Origin of the sequence: Aeromonas sp. R5-1 (assembly GCF_040908265.1) — a bacterium.
GTDB lineage: Bacteria > Pseudomonadota > Gammaproteobacteria > Enterobacterales > Aeromonadaceae > Aeromonas > Aeromonas caviae.
The window spans coordinates 1-19,159 of record NZ_JBFODJ010000092.1 but is presented as its reverse complement, the minus strand read 5'-3'; the positions used below and the strand labels follow the sequence as shown (position 1 = coordinate 19,159).

Annotated in this window: 20 protein-coding genes, 1 tRNA gene and 1 riboswitch; of the genes, 9 read left to right on the top strand and 12 right to left on the bottom strand. The window is 59.8% G+C overall.

Annotated elements, in window-relative coordinates; genetic code table 11:
• Nucleotides 1-223: 223 nt before the first annotated feature.
• Nucleotides 224-313: transfer RNA gene (locus AB5Y64_RS12465), tRNA-Ser, on the bottom strand.
• Between the two features lie 340 nt (nucleotides 314-653).
• Between AB5Y64_RS12465 and AB5Y64_RS12460 the strand changes: the two genes are divergently transcribed.
• The gene (locus tag AB5Y64_RS12460; protein WP_049636696.1) at nucleotides 654-1,571 is read left to right on the top strand and encodes a L,D-transpeptidase family protein; all 918 of its coding nucleotides are present in this window, start codon (nucleotides 654-656) and stop codon (nucleotides 1,569-1,571) included.
• A 22-nt stretch (nucleotides 1,572-1,593) separates the two neighbouring features.
• Complete coding sequence (locus tag AB5Y64_RS12455) at nucleotides 1,594-2,577, top strand: DUF481 domain-containing protein (protein WP_199252941.1); 984 nt, start codon at nucleotides 1,594-1,596, stop codon at nucleotides 2,575-2,577.
• 63 nt (nucleotides 2,578-2,640) lie between these two features.
• Here AB5Y64_RS12455 and AB5Y64_RS12450 read toward each other — a convergent pair whose 3' ends face one another.
• The 3 genes from AB5Y64_RS12450 to AB5Y64_RS12440 form a co-directional block, all read right to left on the bottom strand.
• A complete protein-coding gene (locus tag AB5Y64_RS12450) occupies nucleotides 2,641-3,366 on the bottom strand; it encodes a MaoC family dehydratase (RefSeq protein WP_010673529.1) in 726 nt (241 codons plus the stop codon).
• 236 nt (nucleotides 3,367-3,602) lie between these two features.
• Nucleotides 3,603-4,550 carry a 23S rRNA (adenine(1618)-N(6))-methyltransferase RlmF gene (rlmF, locus tag AB5Y64_RS12445; RefSeq protein WP_182957602.1) on the bottom strand — a complete coding sequence of 316 codons (948 nt, stop codon included), beginning with the start codon at nucleotides 4,548-4,550 and terminating at the stop codon, nucleotides 3,603-3,605.
• Between the two features lie 151 nt (nucleotides 4,551-4,701).
• The gene (locus AB5Y64_RS12440) at nucleotides 4,702-5,190 is read right to left on the bottom strand and encodes a C40 family peptidase (protein ID WP_010673526.1); all 489 of its coding nucleotides are present in this window, start codon (nucleotides 5,188-5,190) and stop codon (nucleotides 4,702-4,704) included.
• On the opposite strand from AB5Y64_RS12440, the gene AB5Y64_RS12435 reads away from it, so the two are divergent.
• The 3 genes from AB5Y64_RS12435 to AB5Y64_RS12425 all read left to right on the top strand — a co-directional run bounded on the left by AB5Y64_RS12435 (nucleotide 5,108) and on the right by AB5Y64_RS12425 (nucleotide 7,035).
• Nucleotides 5,108-5,371, top strand: coding sequence for a hypothetical protein (locus AB5Y64_RS12435; RefSeq protein WP_164882945.1), 264 nt, complete (start codon nucleotides 5,108-5,110; stop codon nucleotides 5,369-5,371). The two genes, AB5Y64_RS12440 and AB5Y64_RS12435, sit on opposite strands and share 83 nt — an antisense overlap.
• Before the next feature lie 96 nt (nucleotides 5,372-5,467).
• Nucleotides 5,468-6,190, top strand: a complete 723-nt coding sequence (locus AB5Y64_RS12430; protein ID WP_053288177.1) for a 4'-phosphopantetheinyl transferase superfamily protein — start codon at nucleotides 5,468-5,470, stop codon at nucleotides 6,188-6,190.
• Nucleotides 6,187-7,035 carry a tetratricopeptide repeat protein gene (locus AB5Y64_RS12425; RefSeq protein ID WP_041214740.1) on the top strand — a complete coding sequence of 283 codons (849 nt, stop codon included), beginning with the start codon at nucleotides 6,187-6,189 and terminating at the stop codon, nucleotides 7,033-7,035. The genes AB5Y64_RS12430 and AB5Y64_RS12425 overlap by 4 nt, the downstream gene beginning before the upstream one ends.
• Before the next feature lie 139 nt (nucleotides 7,036-7,174).
• Here the strand turns inward: AB5Y64_RS12425 and AB5Y64_RS12420 are convergent, their stop codons facing one another.
• Together AB5Y64_RS12420 and ribB are read right to left on the bottom strand one after the other, a co-directional pair.
• The gene (locus AB5Y64_RS12420; RefSeq protein WP_010634682.1) at nucleotides 7,175-7,417 is read right to left on the bottom strand and encodes an Lpp/OprI family alanine-zipper lipoprotein; all 243 of its coding nucleotides are present in this window, start codon (nucleotides 7,415-7,417) and stop codon (nucleotides 7,175-7,177) included.
• Nucleotides 7,418-7,642: 225 nt separating this feature from the next.
• Complete coding sequence (gene ribB, locus AB5Y64_RS12415; RefSeq protein WP_010673523.1) at nucleotides 7,643-8,296, bottom strand: 3,4-dihydroxy-2-butanone-4-phosphate synthase; 654 nt, start codon at nucleotides 8,294-8,296, stop codon at nucleotides 7,643-7,645.
• 104 nt (nucleotides 8,297-8,400) lie between these two features.
• Nucleotides 8,401-8,558, bottom strand: a riboswitch (FMN riboswitch).
• Nucleotides 8,559-8,767: 209 nt separating this feature from the next.
• On the opposite strand from ribB, the gene purU reads away from it, so the two are divergent.
• Nucleotides 8,768-9,604: a formyltetrahydrofolate deformylase gene (purU, locus tag AB5Y64_RS12410; protein WP_029313992.1), complete on the top strand. Its 837-nt coding sequence runs from the start codon at nucleotides 8,768-8,770 to the stop codon at nucleotides 9,602-9,604.
• Nucleotides 9,605-9,662: 58 nt separating this feature from the next.
• Here the strand turns inward: purU and AB5Y64_RS12405 are convergent, their stop codons facing one another.
• On the bottom strand, nucleotides 9,663-10,931 hold the full coding sequence (locus AB5Y64_RS12405; protein WP_053288175.1) for a DUF945 family protein: 1,269 nt from the start codon (nucleotides 10,929-10,931) through the stop codon (nucleotides 9,663-9,665).
• Nucleotides 10,932-11,040: 109 nt separating this feature from the next.
• A complete protein-coding gene (cls, locus tag AB5Y64_RS12400) occupies nucleotides 11,041-12,522 on the bottom strand; it encodes a cardiolipin synthase (protein WP_010673520.1) in 1,482 nt (493 codons plus the stop codon).
• 96 nt (nucleotides 12,523-12,618) lie between these two features.
• Between cls and AB5Y64_RS12395 the strand changes: the two genes are divergently transcribed.
• On the top strand, nucleotides 12,619-13,161 hold the full coding sequence (locus AB5Y64_RS12395) for a DUF1439 domain-containing protein (protein WP_029313991.1): 543 nt from the start codon (nucleotides 12,619-12,621) through the stop codon (nucleotides 13,159-13,161).
• Between the two features lie 4 nt (nucleotides 13,162-13,165).
• On the opposite strand, the gene AB5Y64_RS12390 is transcribed toward AB5Y64_RS12395, so the two are convergent.
• Complete coding sequence (locus AB5Y64_RS12390) at nucleotides 13,166-13,624, bottom strand: GNAT family N-acetyltransferase (protein ID WP_029313989.1); 459 nt, start codon at nucleotides 13,622-13,624, stop codon at nucleotides 13,166-13,168.
• Between the two features lie 324 nt (nucleotides 13,625-13,948).
• Between AB5Y64_RS12390 and AB5Y64_RS12385 the strand changes: the two genes are divergently transcribed.
• Nucleotides 13,949-14,689, top strand: coding sequence for a lytic transglycosylase domain-containing protein (locus AB5Y64_RS12385; protein ID WP_053288174.1), 741 nt, complete (start codon nucleotides 13,949-13,951; stop codon nucleotides 14,687-14,689).
• Between the two features lie 105 nt (nucleotides 14,690-14,794).
• Here AB5Y64_RS12385 and aqpZ read toward each other — a convergent pair whose 3' ends face one another.
• The 3 genes from aqpZ to AB5Y64_RS12370 form a co-directional block, all read right to left on the bottom strand.
• A complete protein-coding gene (gene aqpZ, locus AB5Y64_RS12380; protein ID WP_010673516.1) occupies nucleotides 14,795-15,481 on the bottom strand; it encodes an aquaporin Z in 687 nt (228 codons plus the stop codon).
• 293 nt (nucleotides 15,482-15,774) lie between these two features.
• The gene (gene ruvC, locus AB5Y64_RS12375) at nucleotides 15,775-16,296 is read right to left on the bottom strand and encodes a crossover junction endodeoxyribonuclease RuvC (protein ID WP_039039380.1); all 522 of its coding nucleotides are present in this window, start codon (nucleotides 16,294-16,296) and stop codon (nucleotides 15,775-15,777) included.
• A 234-nt stretch (nucleotides 16,297-16,530) separates the two neighbouring features.
• Nucleotides 16,531-17,439, bottom strand: coding sequence for a Gfo/Idh/MocA family protein (locus tag AB5Y64_RS12370; RefSeq protein WP_042878794.1), 909 nt, complete (start codon nucleotides 17,437-17,439; stop codon nucleotides 16,531-16,533).
• A 628-nt stretch (nucleotides 17,440-18,067) separates the two neighbouring features.
• On the opposite strand from AB5Y64_RS12370, the gene AB5Y64_RS12365 reads away from it, so the two are divergent.
• The gene (locus AB5Y64_RS12365) at nucleotides 18,068-19,108 is read left to right on the top strand and encodes an IS481-like element ISAs19 family transposase (RefSeq protein ID WP_042017433.1); all 1,041 of its coding nucleotides are present in this window, start codon (nucleotides 18,068-18,070) and stop codon (nucleotides 19,106-19,108) included.
• Nucleotides 19,109-19,159 lie beyond the last annotated feature (51 nt).

The window sequence follows — 19,159 nt, the reverse complement described above, 5'->3', positions numbered from 1 at the left end:
TGCGGGCCCATGCCCCATCACCATGTTGGTGATGACCCCGGGAGACCTGTCTGGGCCGGCAAGTGGCTAATCAGGTGAATGGACATTCGAGAGAATGGGGTGAGACTTCGCGACCCCGTGACCACAGGCCCCAAATCGGAAAAGACATTGGGAGATGGCTGAGGCGGGGGATGGACAGTAGAAATGACAAACCCGCGACGGGCGCGGGCTTGAGGGGAATAAATGGCGGAGAGACAGGGATTCGAACCCTGGGTGGCATTGCTGCCACAATTGATTTCGAGTCAATCCCGTTCGGCCACTCCGGCATCTCTCCACGGGCACTCATATTGACCCAACCCTAGCCGGGAAATCAATGTAAATCTCGTTGCAGATCAGACGACTGGCGATAAAACCGCCATCCGGTGATCCCGCCCCTCCCAACGCCAGTGACGTTCACCCGGCAGCGCCTCCCCACTCACGGCCTCCACTTTGTGCCCGGTTCCGGGCGGGCGAATACGGCGAGCCTGATGGGCCAGTGACACCCTGTGACGCGCTCGCCACCGCCCTCCCGGCAGTCATGGTGCCGGACTGGTAATCCCCGCGGGATTCGTTGACAATCTCTGCTCATTTTTTGGAAGGGAACCCGTCCCTCGCCCCAGCCGATAGGAACAACCATGCTCAACACTCGTATCGTCTCACTGCTGCTGGCCGCCGCCAGCCTCTGGGCCGCACCTGTCTGGTCCAACACCTATCCCCTGCCGCCAGCGGACAGCCGTCTCATCGGCGCCCTGGAAGATTACATCGTACAGCCTGGCGATCATCTGGAACTGGTCGGCAAGCATACCCGGACAGGCTTTCTGGCACTGCTCGAAGCCAATCCCGGCGTAGACCCCTATCTGCCCACCCCGGGCACCCGGCTCACTCTGCCGACCCAGATGCTGCTGCCCGACGTGCCGCGAGAAGGCATCGTCATCAACCTGCCTGAACTTCGCCTCTACTACTTCCCCAAGGGCAAGCAGGAGGTGATGGTGCTGCCCATCGGGATCGGTGACATCGGCCGCGAGACGCCGGAGATGACCACCACCGTCATTGCGAAAAATCCCAACCCGACCTGGGTGCCCGGCCCCATGGTCCGCAAGTCCTGGCTGGAGCAGAAGGGGATCGATCTGCCCGCCGTGGTCCCCCCCGGCCCCGACAATCCCCTCGGCAAGTTCGCCATGCGTCTTGGCTATGGCAACAAGGACTACCTCATCCACGGCACCAACAAGGATTTCGGGGTCGGTCTGCGAGTCAGCGCGGGTTGTATCCGGCTGCGCCCGGATGACATCGAAACCCTGTTTGGTCTTGTTCCCGTCGGCACCCCGGTCCGTGTCATCAACCAGCCGGTCAAGATGGCGGTGGAACCCGACGGTCGTCGCTGGCTGGAGGTACACTCCCCCCTCTCCCGCACCGAAGCGGAGATGGCACAGGGGGCGCCGCTGGTGCTCTCCCCCGAAGCCGAGCAGTTCATCGCTGCCCCCGACATCGACAGTGCCCGGGTGACCGCCCTGCTCGAGCACAAGAGCGGGCTGCCCAAGCCCGTGAGCGGCTGAAGGCCTGACCACCATGAACAGAATCAGTCATGTGGTTTGCCTGTTGTTTCTGCTGCCTGGCTCCGCGGCGATGGCGGACATCCTCTGGATGCGCAACGGCGATCGTCTGAGCGGGACCATAGAGGAGATCACGGACGAGCAGATCCGTATCAAGCCCGCCTACAGCCAGGCCATGACGGTCCCGCGCCACGCCATCAAGCGCTGGCGTCTGGACAAGCAGGAGAAACCCAAGCCGCTCACCAAGACGGGGATCCCCCTGCTGGACTCTCCTGACGAGGCCAATGCCTGGCTGCTGACGGGGAACGGGGATCTCAACATCAAGCTCAAGGAGAACACCAAGAAGACCAACAACGTCAATCTCAAGGTCTCCACCGAGTTTGCCAATCTGGACTGGCGTTACAGCCTAGATGGCGAGTACATCTACGAAACGGCGAACAACATCACCGACAGCCACGAGTACAAGCTCAAACCCAAGCTCGACTTCTTCTTCGACGATCACTGGTTCCTGCGATCTTCCGTCGACATCGATTACAACATGATCGAGGCAGGCTATCTGGAGATTGACTATGCCTCCGGTCCCGGATACCGCTTCTGGAATGACAGACAACGCCGGCTGGAGATCATCAGCCAGCTCGGCCTGGAGCGGGCCTATTTCAGGCCGGAGGTGTGGAGCAATTCCGACCTGTTTGACGACAGGATCATCAATTACCCCTTCGTCAGCCTGGGGTGGGACTACCGGCAGCCCTTTGCACTCTGGGAAGAGAAGTTCGAGCTGTTTGGCAAGGGCAGTTATGAAAGGTTCGTCGACCAACCATCCCCCTATCTGACCAGAAAACAGTCCGTCAGCGGCAGCCTGGGCCTCAGGTACTATTTCAACGATCACCTACGCCTCTCCTGGTCAAGCGAACTGGATTGGGACGATGCCTGGCTCGACTACCACGGTCTGCAAAGGGATGTGAGCGAGAAAGAGTGGCGTCACCTCATCACCCTGGGAGCGAGTTTCTGACCCGCCAGAAACGACACAGGCCCACCGAAGTGGGCCTGTGTTCATGGACGCAAGACGAGCGCGTCAGAAATAGATCCGGGTGACCGACTCGATGACGCAGCCAGGGCGACGGATCCCCTCGATCTCTATCTTGATCTCCTTGAGGAGCTCGATCCCCCCCTTGATGGGCGTGACACGCGACAGCTTGGTGCGGGCGCGGATGTTACTGTCCACCTTGATAGGATAAGGGAAGCGGACCTGTTCCAGGCCGAAATTCACCACCATGCGAGCGGTCGGGAACTCCGGCGTGCTCTCATCCACCGAACCGGTCAACTGGGGCAGCAGGGCCAGAGTCAGGAAGCCGTGGGCAATGGTGGTCTTGAAGGGAGACTCGGCTGCCGCACGCTCGGGATCGGTGTGGATCCACTGATGATCGCCGGTCACGGTCGCGAACTGGTTGATCAACGCCTGGGTGACCTGCAACCACTCACCTACATGGGTCTCTTCACCGATGCGGGTCTGCAACTCGGCATAGAGTGCCGCCGCTTCGCCTTCGAGCTCCACCACGGGATCCTGCGCCAGGGCAGGCTGGCCATTCGCGACCTGGGTGACTCTGGCAGCCTCTTGCTGGCGGGCATCCTGGGACTCCCCCTGCAGATCCAGCACTCTTCCCAGCAAGGGGTGAAGGTGTGCCTTTTGCTGAAACTCACGCCAGTAGTCGCGGATCGCCGGAGAGAGCCAATCCTTGAGCTCAAAGGGGTGTTGCGCCAGAATTTCGCGCTTGTGCTTCAGAAAATCGACAACTTTCATTTACCGATCCCTATTCGATTCAAAGCCTGTAAAGAGGTCTAACCAGTCCTATTTTATGAAAGTTTCATCAGCAAGTACAAAAAAATCTCGGCGTACACCTGTACCAGGCGCGAAAGTGGTCACTAACATGCGAGCAAACACGGGCAGGAAAACGATTGAATGGAAGGCTGCAAACGAATCAACATCTGATCTGAAAAAGAGACAGGGCCCGTGTCGCCACTGAGCCCCGTCCTCGATCATCTCCCCTGGGCTGTCCACCAGGTCTTGCGCTGCCCATCGTCCAGGAAACTCCAGGCGAGGATCCGGCTCACCTTGTTGCCTTGCGCCATGTCGATCACCCTGACATCCTGCGCCCCCACCCGAGCCAGCGCCTTTCGTGCGGCAGGCAGATTTTCCTTTTTCGACACCAGCGAGCTGAACCAGAGGCATTGGCTGGCAAACTCCTTGCTCTGCTCTATCATGGCCGCCAGAAACGCCGCCTCGCCCCCCTCGCACCAGAGCTCGGCCTTCTGACCGCCGAAATTGAGCACGGGCGCCCCGGCCACTGCCTGGCCCTTGCCCAGGTTGCGCAGCTTGCGCTCCGTCCCCTTGCTCGCTTCCGCCAGAGAAGCATGAAACGGCGGGTTGCACAGAGTCAGGGCAAAGTGCTCCTTCGGCCCCAGGATCCCGCGAAAGACATGCTTGGGGTTACCCTGATGACGGCAGGTGATCTGGTTGCCCAATCCATTGCTGGTGGCCAGCAGGGTCGCCGCCTTCACCGACACAGGATCGATGTCTGAGCCCACAAAGCGCCAGCCATACTCCCGGGCGCCCAGCAAGGGATAGATGCAGTTGGCCCCGACACCGACATCCAGCACTCGAACCTGCTTGCCCGTCGGTACGCATCCCGCGCTCTCGGCCAGCAGATCCGCGGCTCGATGCAGGTAGTCTACCCGGCCCGGAATGGGCGGGCAGAGATAGCCGGGGGGCAGATCCCAATGCGCAATGCCATAGTGCAGTGCCAGCAATGCCCGGTTGAGCGTCTTGACGGCGGCCGGATCGGCAAAGTCCAGGGTTCGGGTGCCGTGCTCGTTGGTGAACACGAAAGGCGTCAACGCCGGGGTACGCTGGCAGAGCGCGTCGAAGTCGTAGGGTGCCTGATGGCGATTGCGCGGGTGCAATCCGGTTTTCTGCTGGGGTGTCATGCTGGACCTGCCGAGGATCAAGGGGGCCACACTATAGAGAGTCGGCCAGGGAAAGTCTAAAAGAGGGCCATAAAAAAACCGGACCCTGAGGGTCCGGTTCAAGTGAGGTTGGAAAAACAGTCCGTACTGCGAGCCGTTTGTCCAGCCTGACTCAGATATCGATCCGGCGTGCCTGCCAGAACTTGTTGCGCCAATACACATTGTCGAGCTTGGAGCGCGTGACGCCGGCACGGAAGGAGACATGGATGAATTCACCGTTGCCGACATAGATGCCGACATGGTTCAGACGCGGGTTGATCTTGAAGAAGACCAGGTCCCCCTCGACCAGATCCTGCTTGGAGACGCGAGAGCCTTCGTGGACCTGGGAGCGGGTATCGCGGGGCAATTCGATGCCGATGGCATTGCGGAACACTTCACGGGTAAACGCCGAGCAATCGATACCTCGTTCTGTGGTACCGCCATAACGATAGGGGGTACCACGCCACTCTTTGTATACGGTCAGGATTTCGTTGACATCCGGGGTAGGCGAAACTTCGGGTTCAATCACGGGTTCCATCATGGAAACCTCGATCTTGCTCGCGACCTCGGGTTGGGGTGCCGAAGCACAACCTACCATTCCGAGCGCGACCAGCAGTAGCATCAGGTGGCGCAATCCTTTATCCCCGCAAAAAAGAGTGAAACTTGTTAAAATGCAGCCCGACAGGGCAATTTATAAGGCAACAGCACCCGACTATATCCAAGAATTCTATCGAGGCAAGCGAAAATCCCAATCGACCTCACATTTTTGCAAGGAAATGCTCTGTTTAGCGCAATTTATGTGATCATGGCCAAACAATATACAATCTTGAAAGCATCGGTTTCGGCCTCTCCAAACGGATTGTTATCGCTACTTCGACCCCATTTTTAAGTGAAATATTATGCTTTCTGCGGATCTCTATTTGTTAAATACCGCGCTCGTCGATACTGAACAGCTGATCGGGCTGTCATCCGGGCTCTCCCCGGAGGAATACCGCCACTGGCACGAGATCCGCCAACCCGGCCGCCAGCGCGAGTATCTGCTCGGCCGGGTGCTGCTTCGCCGCCTGCTGGCCGAGCGACTCCATTGCCGGGCCGATGCCCTGACTTTTGGCATCGGTGCGCATGGCAAACCGACACTGCTCAGTCATCGCTGGCAGTTCAACCTCAGCCACAGCGGAGAGTGGCTGGTGATCGCCCTCTGTGAGGAGGGCCCCCTTGGGGTGGACATCGAGATGGGATTGCGTCACCGCTCCATACTGCCGCTGGCCAAACGCTTCTATGCGCCAAGCGAATACCAATGGTTAAACGCCCTGCCCCGAGAGGAGCAACATTCGGCCTTCTATCGGCTATGGTCTCGCAAGGAAGCTGTGCTCAAGGCGCATGGCGACGGTATTTCCGCAGGACTCGACAAGATCTGCTTCCTTCCGGAGCAGGCATGGCAGCTCAAAAATCATCTCGACAATCGCCACTATGAAATCCGCGACTGGCCCGCGGGCAGCGGATGGCTCAGCCTGGCTGCCCCGACTCGCAGGGTCGATGCCCATCTGCTGGATGCGCGCTTGAATTCCACCCCGCTGGACCCCATGTTGATCCACACCATTTTTCGAGAGTCAGCCTCATGATCGTCGACATCACTCCCCAGAACTTCCACGCAGAATTGCTCGATGCGTCCATGAAAAAGCCGGTCGTCATCTATTTCCACGCGCCCCAGATGCCGGAGTGCCAGGCCATGACCCCGCAAGTGGAAGCGCTGGTCGGCCCGGCCAATGCGGCGGTGACCCTGGCCAAAGTCGACATGAACGACCCCCAGTTGCAGCCTCTGGCCAGCCAGCTTGCCTTGCGCGCACTACCCGCGCTGGTGCTGTTCCATCAGGGACGTCCGGATGAGCAGGCCATTCTGGAAGGGCCGCAGGATGAAGCCACATTGCGCCAGTATTTCGCCGCCTTTGCCCCCAAAGAGGAGGAGTTGCTGCTCGATCAGGCAAAGCAGGCGCTGGAGAACGGGCAAGCCGATGTGGCGCACACCCATCTTGGCCAGGCCCATCGCCTCGCCCCCGAGCGTCACGACATCACGCTCTGGCTGATACAGGCGGCGCTGGATCTCAATCTCCTTGACGAGGCGCAGAGCCTGCTCTCGACCATCCCCATGGTGGCACAGGATGATCATTACCAGACCCTGAGCTCCCGCCTCTCACTGGCGCTGCAGGCCAGCGACAGCCCTGAGCTGCGCGCCCTGGAGCTGCGCCACGCTGAACAGCCGGATGATCATGCCCTCGCCCAGGAGCTGGCGGTGCTCTACAGCCAGGTTGGTCGACAGGAAGAGGCATTGGCCCTGTTGTTCACCATACTCAAACGTGATCTCGCCTTTGGCGATGCCAAGAAGATCTATCTCGATGTGCTGGCAACCATGGGCGCGCACCCGGCGGCGCAGAGTTATCGTCGCAAGCTCTACAGCCTGCTCTATTGAGCGACAGGAAAATCAGAAGAGGGGATGCCGATTCGTCGGCATTGCCTTGTCAGGCGGGTTTCAGCGGGGAAACGCGGTAATTTGATGAATTTCAGGCAAAAAAAATGGCGCATTGAAATGCGCCATTTTTTCGCATGGATTACTTCTTGTAGGAAGTAGCCATGTTGTCGATGCGCTGGTTAGCACGCATAGCTTCTTGCTTGGCTTCTGCAACATCAGCAGCGATCTTGGACTGATCAGCACGAACAGCGCTAACATCTTGAGCCAGTTGGTCAACTTTGTTAGACAGATTCTGAACGGAAGTTTCCAGTTCGCTGGTGTTTGCACAACCGCCCAGCAGAGCGGACAGACCAACAACACCTACCAACAACATTTTTTTCATTTTTAAAAGCTCCCTTTAACTCGCCAGACGTTTAGCAAGCGGCGTGATTATGGCACAAAAAAATCATAGTTTGGATAGGCCTCATCACAGATAAATGCGTTAAAACCCTCATTTTTTTTTAGTTGCACACTTTCCGTACAAACTTTAAGCAAAAATGAGTGTCCCTGGATGAGGTTCGCACAAAGCGTAACCAAAATTTGGGCTTATTACAATTTCGTATGAGGCTCAGGCTGAACGTTCTGACAGCAATTGACGATATTGCACCAGATCTTCGATGGTCAGGACCGGCATCCGGTGCTGGCGACCGAAGGCCACCAGGTCCGGCAACCTGGCCATGGAGCCATCTTCCTTGGTCAACTCGCACAAAACTCCGTAAGGTTTGAGCCCGGCGAGCTGCATCAGATCGACGGTCGCTTCGGTGTGACCACGGCGGGTCAGTACCCCACCCGTACGGGCGCGCAGCGGGAAGACATGGCCGGGTCGATGCAGATCGGAGGGCCGGGCTCCGTCGGCAATGGCCGCGCGGATGGTGGTGATGCGATCGGCAGCGGACACCCCGGTAGTCACCCCCTGCGCCGCTTCGATGGTCACGGTGAAGGCAGTCTGATAGTGGCTGGAGTTGGCCTCCACCATCATCGGTAGCTCGAGCTGGCGAACCCGCTCGTCGGTCAGACAGAGGCAGACGATGCCGGAGCACTCGCGGATCATCATGGCCATCTGCTCGTTGGTCATGGTTTCTGCGGCAAAGATGAGATCGCCTTCGTTCTCGCGATCTTCATCATCGGCCACCAGCACACCCTGACCGGCACGCAGGGCGGCCAGCGCGGCTTCGACGCGAGCAATGGGATCACCGAATTCACTGAGTAGAGACTGATTCATGGTAAGACTCCTAAAAAAGACAAGGACCAGAATCAGGGCATGGAAAGGCAGACAGAAGTAGCCATGCGGCGGCCAACCCGGCAGGGTCTGGCCAGCAATATCTGTCTTATCCTCTTTCATCCGGACTATGACCGTCGGCTCCGGCATCTCACCGGATCTGCTGACCCCGTCCCGGATGAATGCCGGGTCGGGCGCTCGCGGGCTCCCCGAGTCACATCGGGATACCGCCGGTGGGGAATTTCGCCCCGCCCTGAGAATAAGCGCAGACAGCCTAAAGAAAAAAGACGCAGGACGCCAGCCAAAAACCCATCAAAGACAAACCGGGAGCTGGCTGCACGGCAATTTTCGCGCGAGCACCACCCGATACACGGCGCGCTGTCCTTTCTGATTTCGTTTGTGGCATAGTGCCAGCAAAAACGCGCGCGCCCGCGCAGACCGGGTGCCAACATCACAAACGGAATCATGACAGAGATGGAAAAGAAAATACTGCTGACCGATTGCCCCGATGCCAAGGGTCTCATCGCCAAGATCACCAACATCTGCTACAAGCACCAGCTCAACATCAACAAGAACGACGAGTTCGTGGATCACGAAAACGGCCGCTTCTTCATGCGCACCGAGCTGGAAGGGCGCTTCAACGACGAGACCCTGCTGGCCGACCTCGATGATGCCCTGCCTGCCGGCGCCCAGCGTCGTCTCGTCAAAGCGGGCAAGAAGCGCATCGTCATCCTGGTGACCAAGGAGACTCACTGCCTCGGCGACATCCTGATGAAAAACTATGCCGGCGCCCTGGACATGGACATCGTCGCGGTCATCGGCAACTACGACACCCTCGCCGAGCTGACCGGCAAGTTCGACATCCCCTTCCACTGCGTGAGCCACGAGGATCTCAGCCGCACCGAGCATGAGGAGCAAGTGCGCACGCTCATCGATGGCTACCAGCCGGATTACGTCATCCTGGCCAAATACATGCGTGTGCTGACCCCAAGCTTCGTGGAAGCCTATCCGCGCAAGATCATCAATATCCACCACTCCTTCCTGCCTGCCTTCATCGGTGCCCGCCCCTATCGTCAGGCCTTCGACCGCGGGGTCAAGCTGATTGGTGCCACCGCCCACTTCGTCACCGACGATCTGGATGAAGGCCCCATCGTCGAGCAGGACGTGATCCACGTCGATCACACCTTCAGTGCCGATGACATGGCCAAGGCCGGACGCGACGTGGAGAAATCCGTGCTGAGCCGGGCGCTGGAACTGGTGCTGAACGAGCGGGTCTTCGTCTACGGCAACAAGACCGTCGTGTTCAAGTAAGCGGCTGCGCGCCCCCAGAAAAAAGGCTCCCGAGGGAGCCTTTTTCATTGCGCGGCACTCACGGGTGCAGCGGCAGACCATTGACGGTCACGGCCCCTTTGTCGAGCTTGAGCTCGGCCTGAAGCTGTGACTCCTGCGCCTTCAGATATCCCATGGCAGTGAATTGCTCCAGCATGGGGGCCAACTGGGGAACGGCCTGGCCCAGCTTCTCCCCAAGGTGGGCATGAAGCAGACCGGAGAGTGCCTGCATCCCCTCCTCGCTGCCCATCAACTGTGCCAGGGTGGTGGACGCCAGCTTGGCCTCCCCTTGCAGGCTGACAGGCTCACCGTTCAATCGCGCACTCAGATCCACCAGTTCCAGCGTGGCCCCTCTCTGGAGCATCTTGTCCAGCGCTTCCTGGATGGCCGCTTCGTCCACCCGTTTGCTGCTGGCCTCTTGCAGCGTCTGATACCCCTCGAGATCCAGCCCCTTGAGGGAGAGATCCAGATTTCCCTGGGTCAGCGCGAGCCGGTCTTCCTCGCTCTCCATGTTGAGGGTCGCCACCTTCATCTGATAGCGAGTGGAGAGCGTCTGAAGATCGTCCCCCGCCAGCTCGGTGGCCGTGGTCAGCCCCTCCAGCGTGATCTTGACGTTCCCCGGCTGGGTCAGGGTGAAGGCCGTGAGGGTCGCATCGCTGCGGGGAGAGAGCCAGAGCCCGCTGATCTCGGCTATGTCGGCACTGCCCTTGAGATCCGCCAAGGCCAGATCTGTCTTGCTCTGGGCATCGTGGACAGTCATCCCCAACCAGTGGGCGGTGAGATGGCCATTGCCGTCGAGATCCCCGCGATAGTCGCCGTTCAAGGGCAGGAAATTGAATTCGTTGAGCCCCTCCTTGACCTTGAAGTCACTCACCCAGAAGCGGGAGCTGTTGCTCATGGTCCAGAGGCTGCTCGCCGATTCGGCCCCCAGTTGCCACTGCTGCATCCCCAGAGAGGTCAGGATGGGCGCCAGCGTGCCCTGTGCGGTATCAAGCTGGAGGTGACTCTTGATATAGAGCGGCAACAGGCGGCTGTTGAACGCGAACTGCATCTCGATGGGTTCGCTTCCCGCCAGCTGGGGATCAAAACTCGCCAGCGTCTGGGGCGGTACCACCACCTTGAGCACGCCGTCGCGGGTAAACAGATTCTCCGTCTCCGGGCTCCAGGTGACTTCGATCCCGCTCTCCTGCTGCGCCCTGGCGATCTGCTCGGCCAGGATCCGGTCGAACGTATTGCCCGTGTACCAGCAGGCGCCAAGCCCTCCCACCACCAACACGGCTCCGACGGCCAAGGCCACTTTTTTCTTCATCAGTTCTGTTTCTCCACAATGGTTCAATGGCGGGTGCATGGGCGCACTCTACGGGGAGGATGGGCATCAACACAAGCCAGACAACGGCTTGGGGTCCACGCTCTGGCTGTCACAGCAGGGGGCTGAACAGGTAGAAGATGTTCTCAAGCAATTTTTTGTACCAGGGGCGGGCACGCCACCTGGTCAGCGACATGGGGGTCGCCTCCAGCATGTAGCCCTGCACCAGCTGGTTCATCTCGGCGACAAACACCGGGTTGTCGATGAGCAGGGTGATCTCGAAATTGAGCCAGAGACTGCGCCGGTCGAGGTTGACCGTGCCCACCAGGGCGAAATCATCGTCCACCAGCACGCTCTTGGTGTGCAGCAGCCCGGCATCATAGCGATATATCTCCACTCCTGCCGCCAGCAGATCCTCCATGAAGGAGTTGCTGGCGTGGTTCGCCATCAGGGAGTCGTTGCGCGCAGGCAGCACCAGTTGCACCAGCACGCCGCGGGCCGCCGCCGAAGAGAGGGCCGCAGCCAGCGGATCGTCCGGCACGAAATAGGGGGTGGTCAGCACCAGATGGTGACGAGCCTGGTAGATGGCGAGCAGCAGGCTCTGCTGGATACAGTCACCACCGACGAAGGGGCCGGAGGGAATGAGCTGGGCCCGATAGTTGGTCTGTGGCCAGGCTTCCGGCTCATGTTGCAGACTGTCGAGCAGCCGTTCGCCGGTCTCCATCTCCCAGTCCCAGACGAAGGTGGACCACATCAACGGCACCACGGGGCCCTGCACCCGGATCATGATGTCGACCCACTGGCCGACCCCGGCATCCTGCTTGAAGAAACGGGGATCCACCATGTTCATGGAGCCGGTGTAACCAACCTTGTCATCGATCACCACCAGCTTGCGGTGCATGCGCAAGTCCTGGCGCTGAAACGGGATGCGCCAGGCGCCGACCGGCAACACTTCCACGACTTTAACGCCGGCGGCGCGCAAGGTTTTGGGCCAGGAGGAGCGGAAGAAGGTCTTGCTGCCGATGGAGTCGAGCAAGACACGACAATCCACGCCGCGTGCCGCCACCTCCATCAACGCCTCGCACACCTCGTCCACATCCCCGCCGGGGTGCCAGATGTAGAACTCCAGATAACAGGATTGGGAGGAGCCCCGGATGTCGCGCACTATCTCCTCTACGATGCTCTTCGGCTTGTGCAGCAGGGTCATCCGGTTGCCCGAGAGCATGGGCATGGCCAAGCGCCCCTGGATCAGATCGTGGAGCGGGCGTGCCTTGCTTCCCACCTCGCAGCAGTGCTGGGGGAAGAGGCGCGCGAGCTGGCGGATCCAGATGGCGTAAGGACGGTACATGGCCTGGGCCCGCTCCGCCCGCTTGCGACCGAGGCGTATCTCGCCAAACAGCACGTAGAAACCGACCCCGGCGAAGGGGATGGCATAGATGAGGGCCAACCAGGCGAGGGATACCCCGATGGGACGTCGCTTCATCACCACCCGCAGGGAGATCCCAGCCACGATCACGGTGTGAAACAACAGCAACAACCAGCCGAGAAAGCGGGAAAACAGCAACTGAATGTCGTATTCCAGACCGTCGAGCAAGGCGACTCCTTGGTGTATTGGACAGATGGCACGGGCAGACCCCACAGGGTCGGGATGGTATGCTATGGGGCACACCCATTCTATCAGGTCGTTAGCATGATCCTGCAATCTATGCTGCTGAGTCTGGCCATGCTAGGTCAAGGCTCATATGACATCAATGAGCAGCAGATAAATCAGTACCTGCAGTCCCAGGTGCAAGTGGACAAACAGCTGGAATTGCCCGGCATCATCAAGGCCCATGTGCAACTCGAGCAGAGCGATGTGCAGATTGGTCGCCAGAGCCCGGATACCGCCAGGGTGTTTGGCAAAGGCAAGCTGAAAATCGCGCTCCCGGATCAGACCGAGTACGACGCGCGCCTCAACATGACCTATGAGGCGAGGCCCCGCTACGACAAGGCCAGGAGTGCGCTCTTCCTCGACAACATGAAGCTCATCGATTACAAGCTGGAGCCTGCCGCGGCGGAACAGAAGTTTGGTTTCATGCTGAGGATGCTGCTGCAGAGCATGGAGAAACGGCTGGAGACCCAGCCTGTCTACAAGCTGGATGACAAAGATCCCAATCAGGCCTGGCTCAAGGAAAATCTGCTGGGGCTGGAGCTGTCACCAGGCAAGATCCACCTGCTGACCAAACCCCAATAAGACGTCAGTTGAAAACAGGCGCCTTCGCCTGACGCACCAGCAGCTCGATCTGGTAACCCTGTTCGTGCTGCTGGTGATAGAGAGAGTGGAGGGGCCCGTCGAGTTCATGCAGGGGAAGGTGGTCAAATCCCGCCTTGAGGTAGAAGGGTTTCTCGAACGGCAGGGCGTGACAGATCACGGGCTTGTCGGAAAGATCGCGGCAGGCATGCTGCAACAAGCGGGATCCCAGCCCCAGGGACTGGTAGTGAGGGAGCAGACGAAAGCCGCACAAGTGGTAGTAATCCTGTTCATCGCGCAGGCGCACAGCCCCCACCAGCCAGTGCGCGTCACGGACCACAAAAATCCGTTCTGCCAAATCCGGCACATAGTGGGAAAACGTCGTCTCGTAATAGTCTCTGATGAGGGAAAGATCCGCATCACAGTACTCTTCGAATCTGAGCTCCATCGCTCGCCTGCTTGTCATGCCCATTTCGCTCTGGCCATACCGGCCCTCTCCTGCTCGCTCGCTGGCTCCACGAAGAGATCAGACCAGAGTGGAGCAACAGCAAGATAACACGCCTTTAACTTACAAAAAAGCCAATAACTCGATGGAAAAGACGAGGTTGCGATCATCCGCCCCTTGACGCCATGAGCCGCGCCCCTTGTCCTGAGTGAGCACTCAGGTGGGACGTCCCTCTGCCATCACATTTCCAGCCTCCCCTGTTCACGGGCACTTGTTCTGCGCCATCCCGAATGCTTTACTCAACGTGCCTAACGAGGCTTAAGGAGCAAGCCGTTGAAAGCATGGATGTTGCTGGGCATGATGCCGCTGTTTTCCCACGCAGCCCCGGCTCAGATACCGCCGCCGGCCGAGGTGGTGATCCTGACCCCGGAGACGGCAGTCTCCTCCCCGGTTCCCACGCCGCGTACCGTGGCACTCACCACGGCGCCGCTCCCCTCCCCTGAACCCGCTAAGCCTGCAAGCCGTCAGATCCAGGTCTACAAGTCGGTACAAAAGAACGGGGTCATACGCTATTCCGACATGATGCCGGAGCAGGGTCACTACGAACTGCTGCTGTTCAACGACTGCTATGCCTGCGATCCGGCGTCCAAGGTCAACTGGCGCACGACAGGCCTCTTCCTCTATGACTACGCCAGCACCATACAGGCGGCAGCCAAGGCTTATCAGGTCGAGCCTGCCCTCATCCGGGCACTTATCCATGCCGAGTCCGCTTTCAATCCTCTGGCCGTCTCCCGCAAGGGCGCCATGGGACTGACCCAACTGATGCCCGCCACGGCGCACGAGCTCGGGGTCGGCAACGCCCTGCTGGCGGAGCAGAACATCTTTGGCGGGGTGAAATACCTGGCGGGTCTGCTCAAGCAGTATGACGGCAATGTGGCCCTGGCCACCGCCGCCTACAATGCAGGCGCCGGTGCGGTGCAAAAACACGGCGGCATACCGCCCTATGCCGAAACCCGGGCCTATGTGGAACGGGTCAAGCTGCTGCATCAGCGCTACAAAGAGATGCTGAGCGCCAAGGGACTGTGATCATGCCGCACCCTATCGTCAGCATGGCGCCCTGCCCGGTATTCCTTCAGGCATAAAAAAACACGCCCGGGGGCGTGTCGATACCACACGTTAACTAGCAACACATCACTCTTTCGTGGCGATCACACGATAGGCCAATGCACCCAGAATGGCACCGACAATGGGGGCAACCCAGAACAGCCAGAGCTGGCCCACGGCCCAGTCACCGACAAAAAGCGCCACGCCAGTGCTGCGCGCCGGGTTGACCGAGGTGTTGGTCACCGGAATGCTGATGAGGTGGATGAGGGTCAGGCACAGACCGATGGCGATGGGAGCAAACCCGGCCGGCGCACGGCTGTCGGTGGCCCCCATGATGACAAACAGGAAGAAACCGGTCATCACCACTTCACACACCAGTGCGGCCAGCAGGCTGTAACCACCGGGGGAATGCTCGCCATAGCCGTTGGAAGCAAAGCCTGCGCTCACATCAAAACCCGCCTGTCCGCTGGCAATGACATAGAGCACGCCACCTGCCACGATCCCGCCAAGCACCTGGGCCACGATGTAGGGCAGCACGTTGGAGGCCGGGAAGCGGCCACCGGCCCAGAGCCCGACGGTCACGGCCGGGTTAAGGTGGCAACCCGAGATATGACCGATGGCATAGGCCATGGTCAGCACGGTCAGACCGAACGCCAGGGCGACGCCCAGCAGGCCGATCCCCACATTGGGGAAGGCGGCAGCCAGCACGGCGCTCCCGCAGCCTCCCAGTACCAGCCAGAAGGTTCCCATAAATTCAGCAGCAAAAGGTTTCACTCTTGTCTCTCCCATGATGATTAACACGAGAGCCAGAAAGGCTCATACGGACACAGTTATTGAACAGGCGCCATATTATGGGAGTGTGGCGGAGCAAGACGAAACCGACCCGGCTCATCGCGGATATGTGATGAATGTCACAAGTTATTGATAAAGTAGAAAGATATTCATCCGCTCGGTGCGCTTCTCCATGGGAGTCCCATCGAGGGATGCGACAGATTGTGACCCGACCAGCGATTTTGCCAGCAGCTCCCCGCGCTCCCCTGCCAACACCAGAAGCCCTCCCCCGGGGATCAGCGATAACGGCCGCGCACCGATCCGCTGGCCCGCCCAGCCATGCGAATGAGGCTCTGACGGGTGTGGAAGTGGCAAAGCGCCACCCCGAGGGCATCCGCCGCATCCGCCTGGGGGGTGGCAGAGAGCTTGAGCAGATGAGTCACCATGTGCTGCACCTGCTCCTTGGCGGCGCCACCGGTGCCCACCACCGCCTGCTTGATCTGGGTGGCCGAGTACTCGCTCACCGGCAGCAGGGCGTTGACCGCCGCGACGATGGCACTTCCCCTGGCCTGGCCGAGCTTCAGGGCCGAGTCCGCGTTGCGCGCCATGAAGACCCGCTCGATGGCGAACTCGTCCGGCTTGAACTGGGTGATGATCTCGCTCACCCCGTCATAGACCTGCTTCAGGCGAGACGGCAGCTCCCCCAGATCGGTGCGGATGCAGCCCGATCCCAGATATTCCACCTTGCCCGCGACGATGCGAATGACCCCGTAACCGGTGATGCGCGAACCGGGATCGATCCCCAGAATGATGCTCATGAACGGAATACCCCGCCCACTGCGGTCAGCCATCTCATCTTCGACACCTTCTTCATTGCGATCTCTTGCCCTGCAGCTCTTGATGGCCGCCAAGATAACAAACCCGCCTTCGCTTGGCTCGCTCGCTGGCACCTTTCCCGGCTGACTGCGCAAGGAGCCACCATCTCATACAGTGCTCTGCCGCTTCTCTGGCCAGTGATGCCTGCCGGTGTCACACAGCCCCTTGCCTTCGGGTCATCCCTTTGCCAGGGCGACGAGGCGCTCTGCCAGTCGATGGCTTTTCAGGTAGCTCTCGACCAGCGCCCCGTCTGCCCGCCCGGCGTCAATCTGCCCATACCAGTGCTCGAGCATGGCGACAAAGCCTCGGCTCGCCAGCACGGGCTGCCAGTCGCCCGGTGCCATGGTCTGCACTGTGTTGTCTCGCGCAAGCAGGCCACGGGTGCAGTTCTCGATATGCAATGAGAGGTTGTCGCCATAGGCATCGATGCGCTCCTCGGTCATGCCGGCGCTGCGATTCATGCTGCCGCTCACCGCCATCTGCCCGCTCTGCCAGGCGACGCTCACCCCGGCCAGCAGCTCGGGCTGCTCACTGCTGCGTCGCAGCACCGCATGCAGCTCCCCGTCCGGCTCGCCGCCATAACAGCAGAGGCTGTCGAGCACATGGATACAGTCGTCGAACAGGAACTGGCGAGGCGCCCCCGGCAGGGCGTGCCTGTGCTTTTGCCAATGGAGCTCGGTCAGCGGCTGGCCGCGTGCGGCGGCCATGGCGGGCAGATAGCGACGGTTGAAGCCCACAAACAGCGGGCAATCCTGCGCCATGGCGAGATTGGCGAGTGCCTCCACCTCTCCTGCGTTGTCACACAGCGGCTTGTCCACAAAGGTGGGAATGCCGGCACGCAGGCACAGTTCCGCCAGTTTGCCGTGCACGGCGGTGGCAGCGTGGATCATCACCGCATCAGGTCGGCTCGCCAGCAGCGCATCGACCTCGGTAAAACACTCGCCAATCCGGTACTGGCGCGCCAGTTTGCCGAGCACCGAGGGACTCCGGGTACAGAGCAGCGGGGTGACTCGCTCGTCGTTTGCCAGCAGCGGCAGATAGGCCTTCCGGGCGATATCGCCAAGGCCAATCAGGGCAATGCGCATGGGCACTCCTCTCAAGGGGATAATCAGATAACTGCCTGCACGATCTCAGGATTTCCCTCGCAGATCCAGCCTTGGCGCCATCTCGCTCCAGGTGCCTTCTGATGCAATGCGGCATCGCCCCGCGACACCCTGGCCACCTTCCTCCATCGAAGCGACCCCCGGCGGCGCGGCGCTTGAGCGGTAAACCGCGATAGCAAAACAGGCAGGGCGACAACTGTCGCCCTGCCTGTTACACCCGCACACACCGCCGCACTCAGGCGATTGGCGCTCTTCTCACGTCAAGTTACTCTGCCGATCCGGCCTGCTCTTTGGCATCCCGCCACTTGCCAATCCTGGCGCCCAGCTCGGCGCAAAGCATGGCGCTGACCATGGCTCCTATCATCCGGGTCATATCAGACATCTCTGTTGCAACCGGAAGCAGGGGCACAATCAGGTTAAAGGCGATGAGCCCCATCACCAGCCCGAGCCCGCTGCCTACCTTCTCTCTTCGGGATCGCGTTGTTATCGCCATCTGATTGCTTGTATGGAGATGGTATTCACCTGACAGTTGCCCACAAAAGGGAGTGGTCATACGGCTTCAAACCGGATAACAAAACGGTACCCCTACCGTGTTATCCGGAGTCACCGTATGACCACCAACGAGAAAGTAGCACGTCGCAAACTCAGCCTGCTAGAGCTCGCCAAAGAGCTCAATAATGTCAGCAAAGCCTGCAAGCTCATCGGCTACAGCCGTCAGCAGTTCTACGAAATTCGCCGTAACTACCAGACCTATGGCGCCGAGGGATTGCTCGACAAATTGCCCGGGTGTAAAGGGGCTCATCCCAATCGGGTCGCTCCTGAGATTGAACAGGCCATCCTCGATTACTCCCTCACCAGACCAACTCATGGCCCGCTGCGGGTCGCCCAAGAACTGGCTCTGCAAGGCATCAATGTCAGTGCGGGTGGTGTGCGTGGCGTGTGGCAACGTCACGACTTGCTCTCCAAACACGACCGCTTGTTGCGCCTCGAGAAAACCCACCGGGAGCAGACCATTGAGCTCAATGACGAGCAGATTCGCCTGTTAGAACGCTTCAGCCCCGAGTTTCGCGAACGCCAGATTGAGGTCCACTACACCGGGGAACTGGTGGCGGTCGACACCTTCTTCGTCGGCGCACTCAAGGGGGTGGGCAAGGTGTATCTGCAAACCGTACTGGACTGCTACAGCCGCCACGCCTGGGGACGGCTCTACACCAGCAAGCTGCCGGTGACCTCGGTTCATGTGCTCAATGAAACGGTATTGCCGTTCTTCGAAGCCCATGAGGCGCGGGTCTATACCATCCTGTCGGACAACGGGCGCGAGTTCTGCGGCCGCCCTGACCATCATCCCTACGAGCTGTTCCTGCAACTGGAGGGGATTGAGCACCGGACCACCAAGGTACGCAGGCCGCAGAGCAACGGCTTTATCGAGCGGCTACATCGCACCCTGCTGGATGAACACTTCCGTATCAAGGGGAGGACAACCTGGTATGAGTCGGTAGAGCAGATGCAGACAGACCTGGACAGCTATCTGGATCACTACAACACCCAGCGGCCACATCAAGGCAGGATGATGGAAGGACAGACTCCCTACAGCATGTTCAAAAAGGGTCTGAAATTGATACCGAAGGAAGTGCGCACTAAAGTAGCGTAAACAAGACACCGGTTTGAGGCCGGTGTCAGGTGATAACTAGATCTGTACAGA

Excerpts from the sequence above, each read along its gene's own strand:
- ribB (WP_010673523.1), bottom strand. The coding sequence starts at position 8,296 with ATGAATCAGTCTCTACTCAGTGAATTCGGTGATCCCATTGCTCGCGTC.
- AB5Y64_RS12440 (WP_010673526.1), bottom strand. The coding sequence starts at position 5,190 with ATGCTACTGCTGGTCGCGCTCGGAATGGTAGGTTGTGCTTCGGCACCC.
- AB5Y64_RS12435 (WP_164882945.1), top strand. The coding sequence starts at position 5,108 with ATGGAAACCTCGATCTTGCTCGCGACCTCGGGTTGGGGTGCCGAAGCA.
- purU (WP_029313992.1), top strand. The coding sequence starts at position 8,768 with ATGGAAAAGAAAATACTGCTGACCGATTGCCCCGATGCCAAGGGTCTC.
- ruvC (WP_039039380.1), bottom strand. The coding sequence starts at position 16,296 with ATGAGCATCATTCTGGGGATCGATCCCGGTTCGCGCATCACCGGTTAC.
- AB5Y64_RS12420 (WP_010634682.1), bottom strand. The coding sequence starts at position 7,417 with ATGAAAAAAATGTTGTTGGTAGGTGTTGTTGGTCTGTCCGCTCTGCTG.
- AB5Y64_RS12425 (WP_041214740.1), top strand. The coding sequence starts at position 6,187 with ATGATCGTCGACATCACTCCCCAGAACTTCCACGCAGAATTGCTCGAT.
- AB5Y64_RS12450 (WP_010673529.1), bottom strand. The coding sequence starts at position 3,366 with ATGAAAGTTGTCGATTTTCTGAAGCACAAGCGCGAAATTCTGGCGCAA.
- AB5Y64_RS12460 (WP_049636696.1), top strand. The coding sequence starts at position 654 with ATGCTCAACACTCGTATCGTCTCACTGCTGCTGGCCGCCGCCAGCCTC.
- AB5Y64_RS12405 (WP_053288175.1), bottom strand. The coding sequence starts at position 10,931 with ATGAAGAAAAAAGTGGCCTTGGCCGTCGGAGCCGTGTTGGTGGTGGGA.
- AB5Y64_RS12390 (WP_029313989.1), bottom strand. The coding sequence starts at position 13,624 with ATGACAAGCAGGCGAGCGATGGAGCTCAGATTCGAAGAGTACTGTGAT.
- AB5Y64_RS12395 (WP_029313991.1), top strand. The coding sequence starts at position 12,619 with ATGATCCTGCAATCTATGCTGCTGAGTCTGGCCATGCTAGGTCAAGGC.
- AB5Y64_RS12370 (WP_042878794.1), bottom strand. The coding sequence starts at position 17,439 with ATGCGCATTGCCCTGATTGGCCTTGGCGATATCGCCCGGAAGGCCTAT.
- AB5Y64_RS12430 (WP_053288177.1), top strand. The coding sequence starts at position 5,468 with ATGCTTTCTGCGGATCTCTATTTGTTAAATACCGCGCTCGTCGATACT.
- rlmF (WP_182957602.1), bottom strand. The coding sequence starts at position 4,550 with ATGACACCCCAGCAGAAAACCGGATTGCACCCGCGCAATCGCCATCAG.
- AB5Y64_RS12365 (WP_042017433.1), top strand. The coding sequence starts at position 18,068 with ATGACCACCAACGAGAAAGTAGCACGTCGCAAACTCAGCCTGCTAGAG.
- AB5Y64_RS12385 (WP_053288174.1), top strand. The coding sequence starts at position 13,949 with ATGTTGCTGGGCATGATGCCGCTGTTTTCCCACGCAGCCCCGGCTCAG.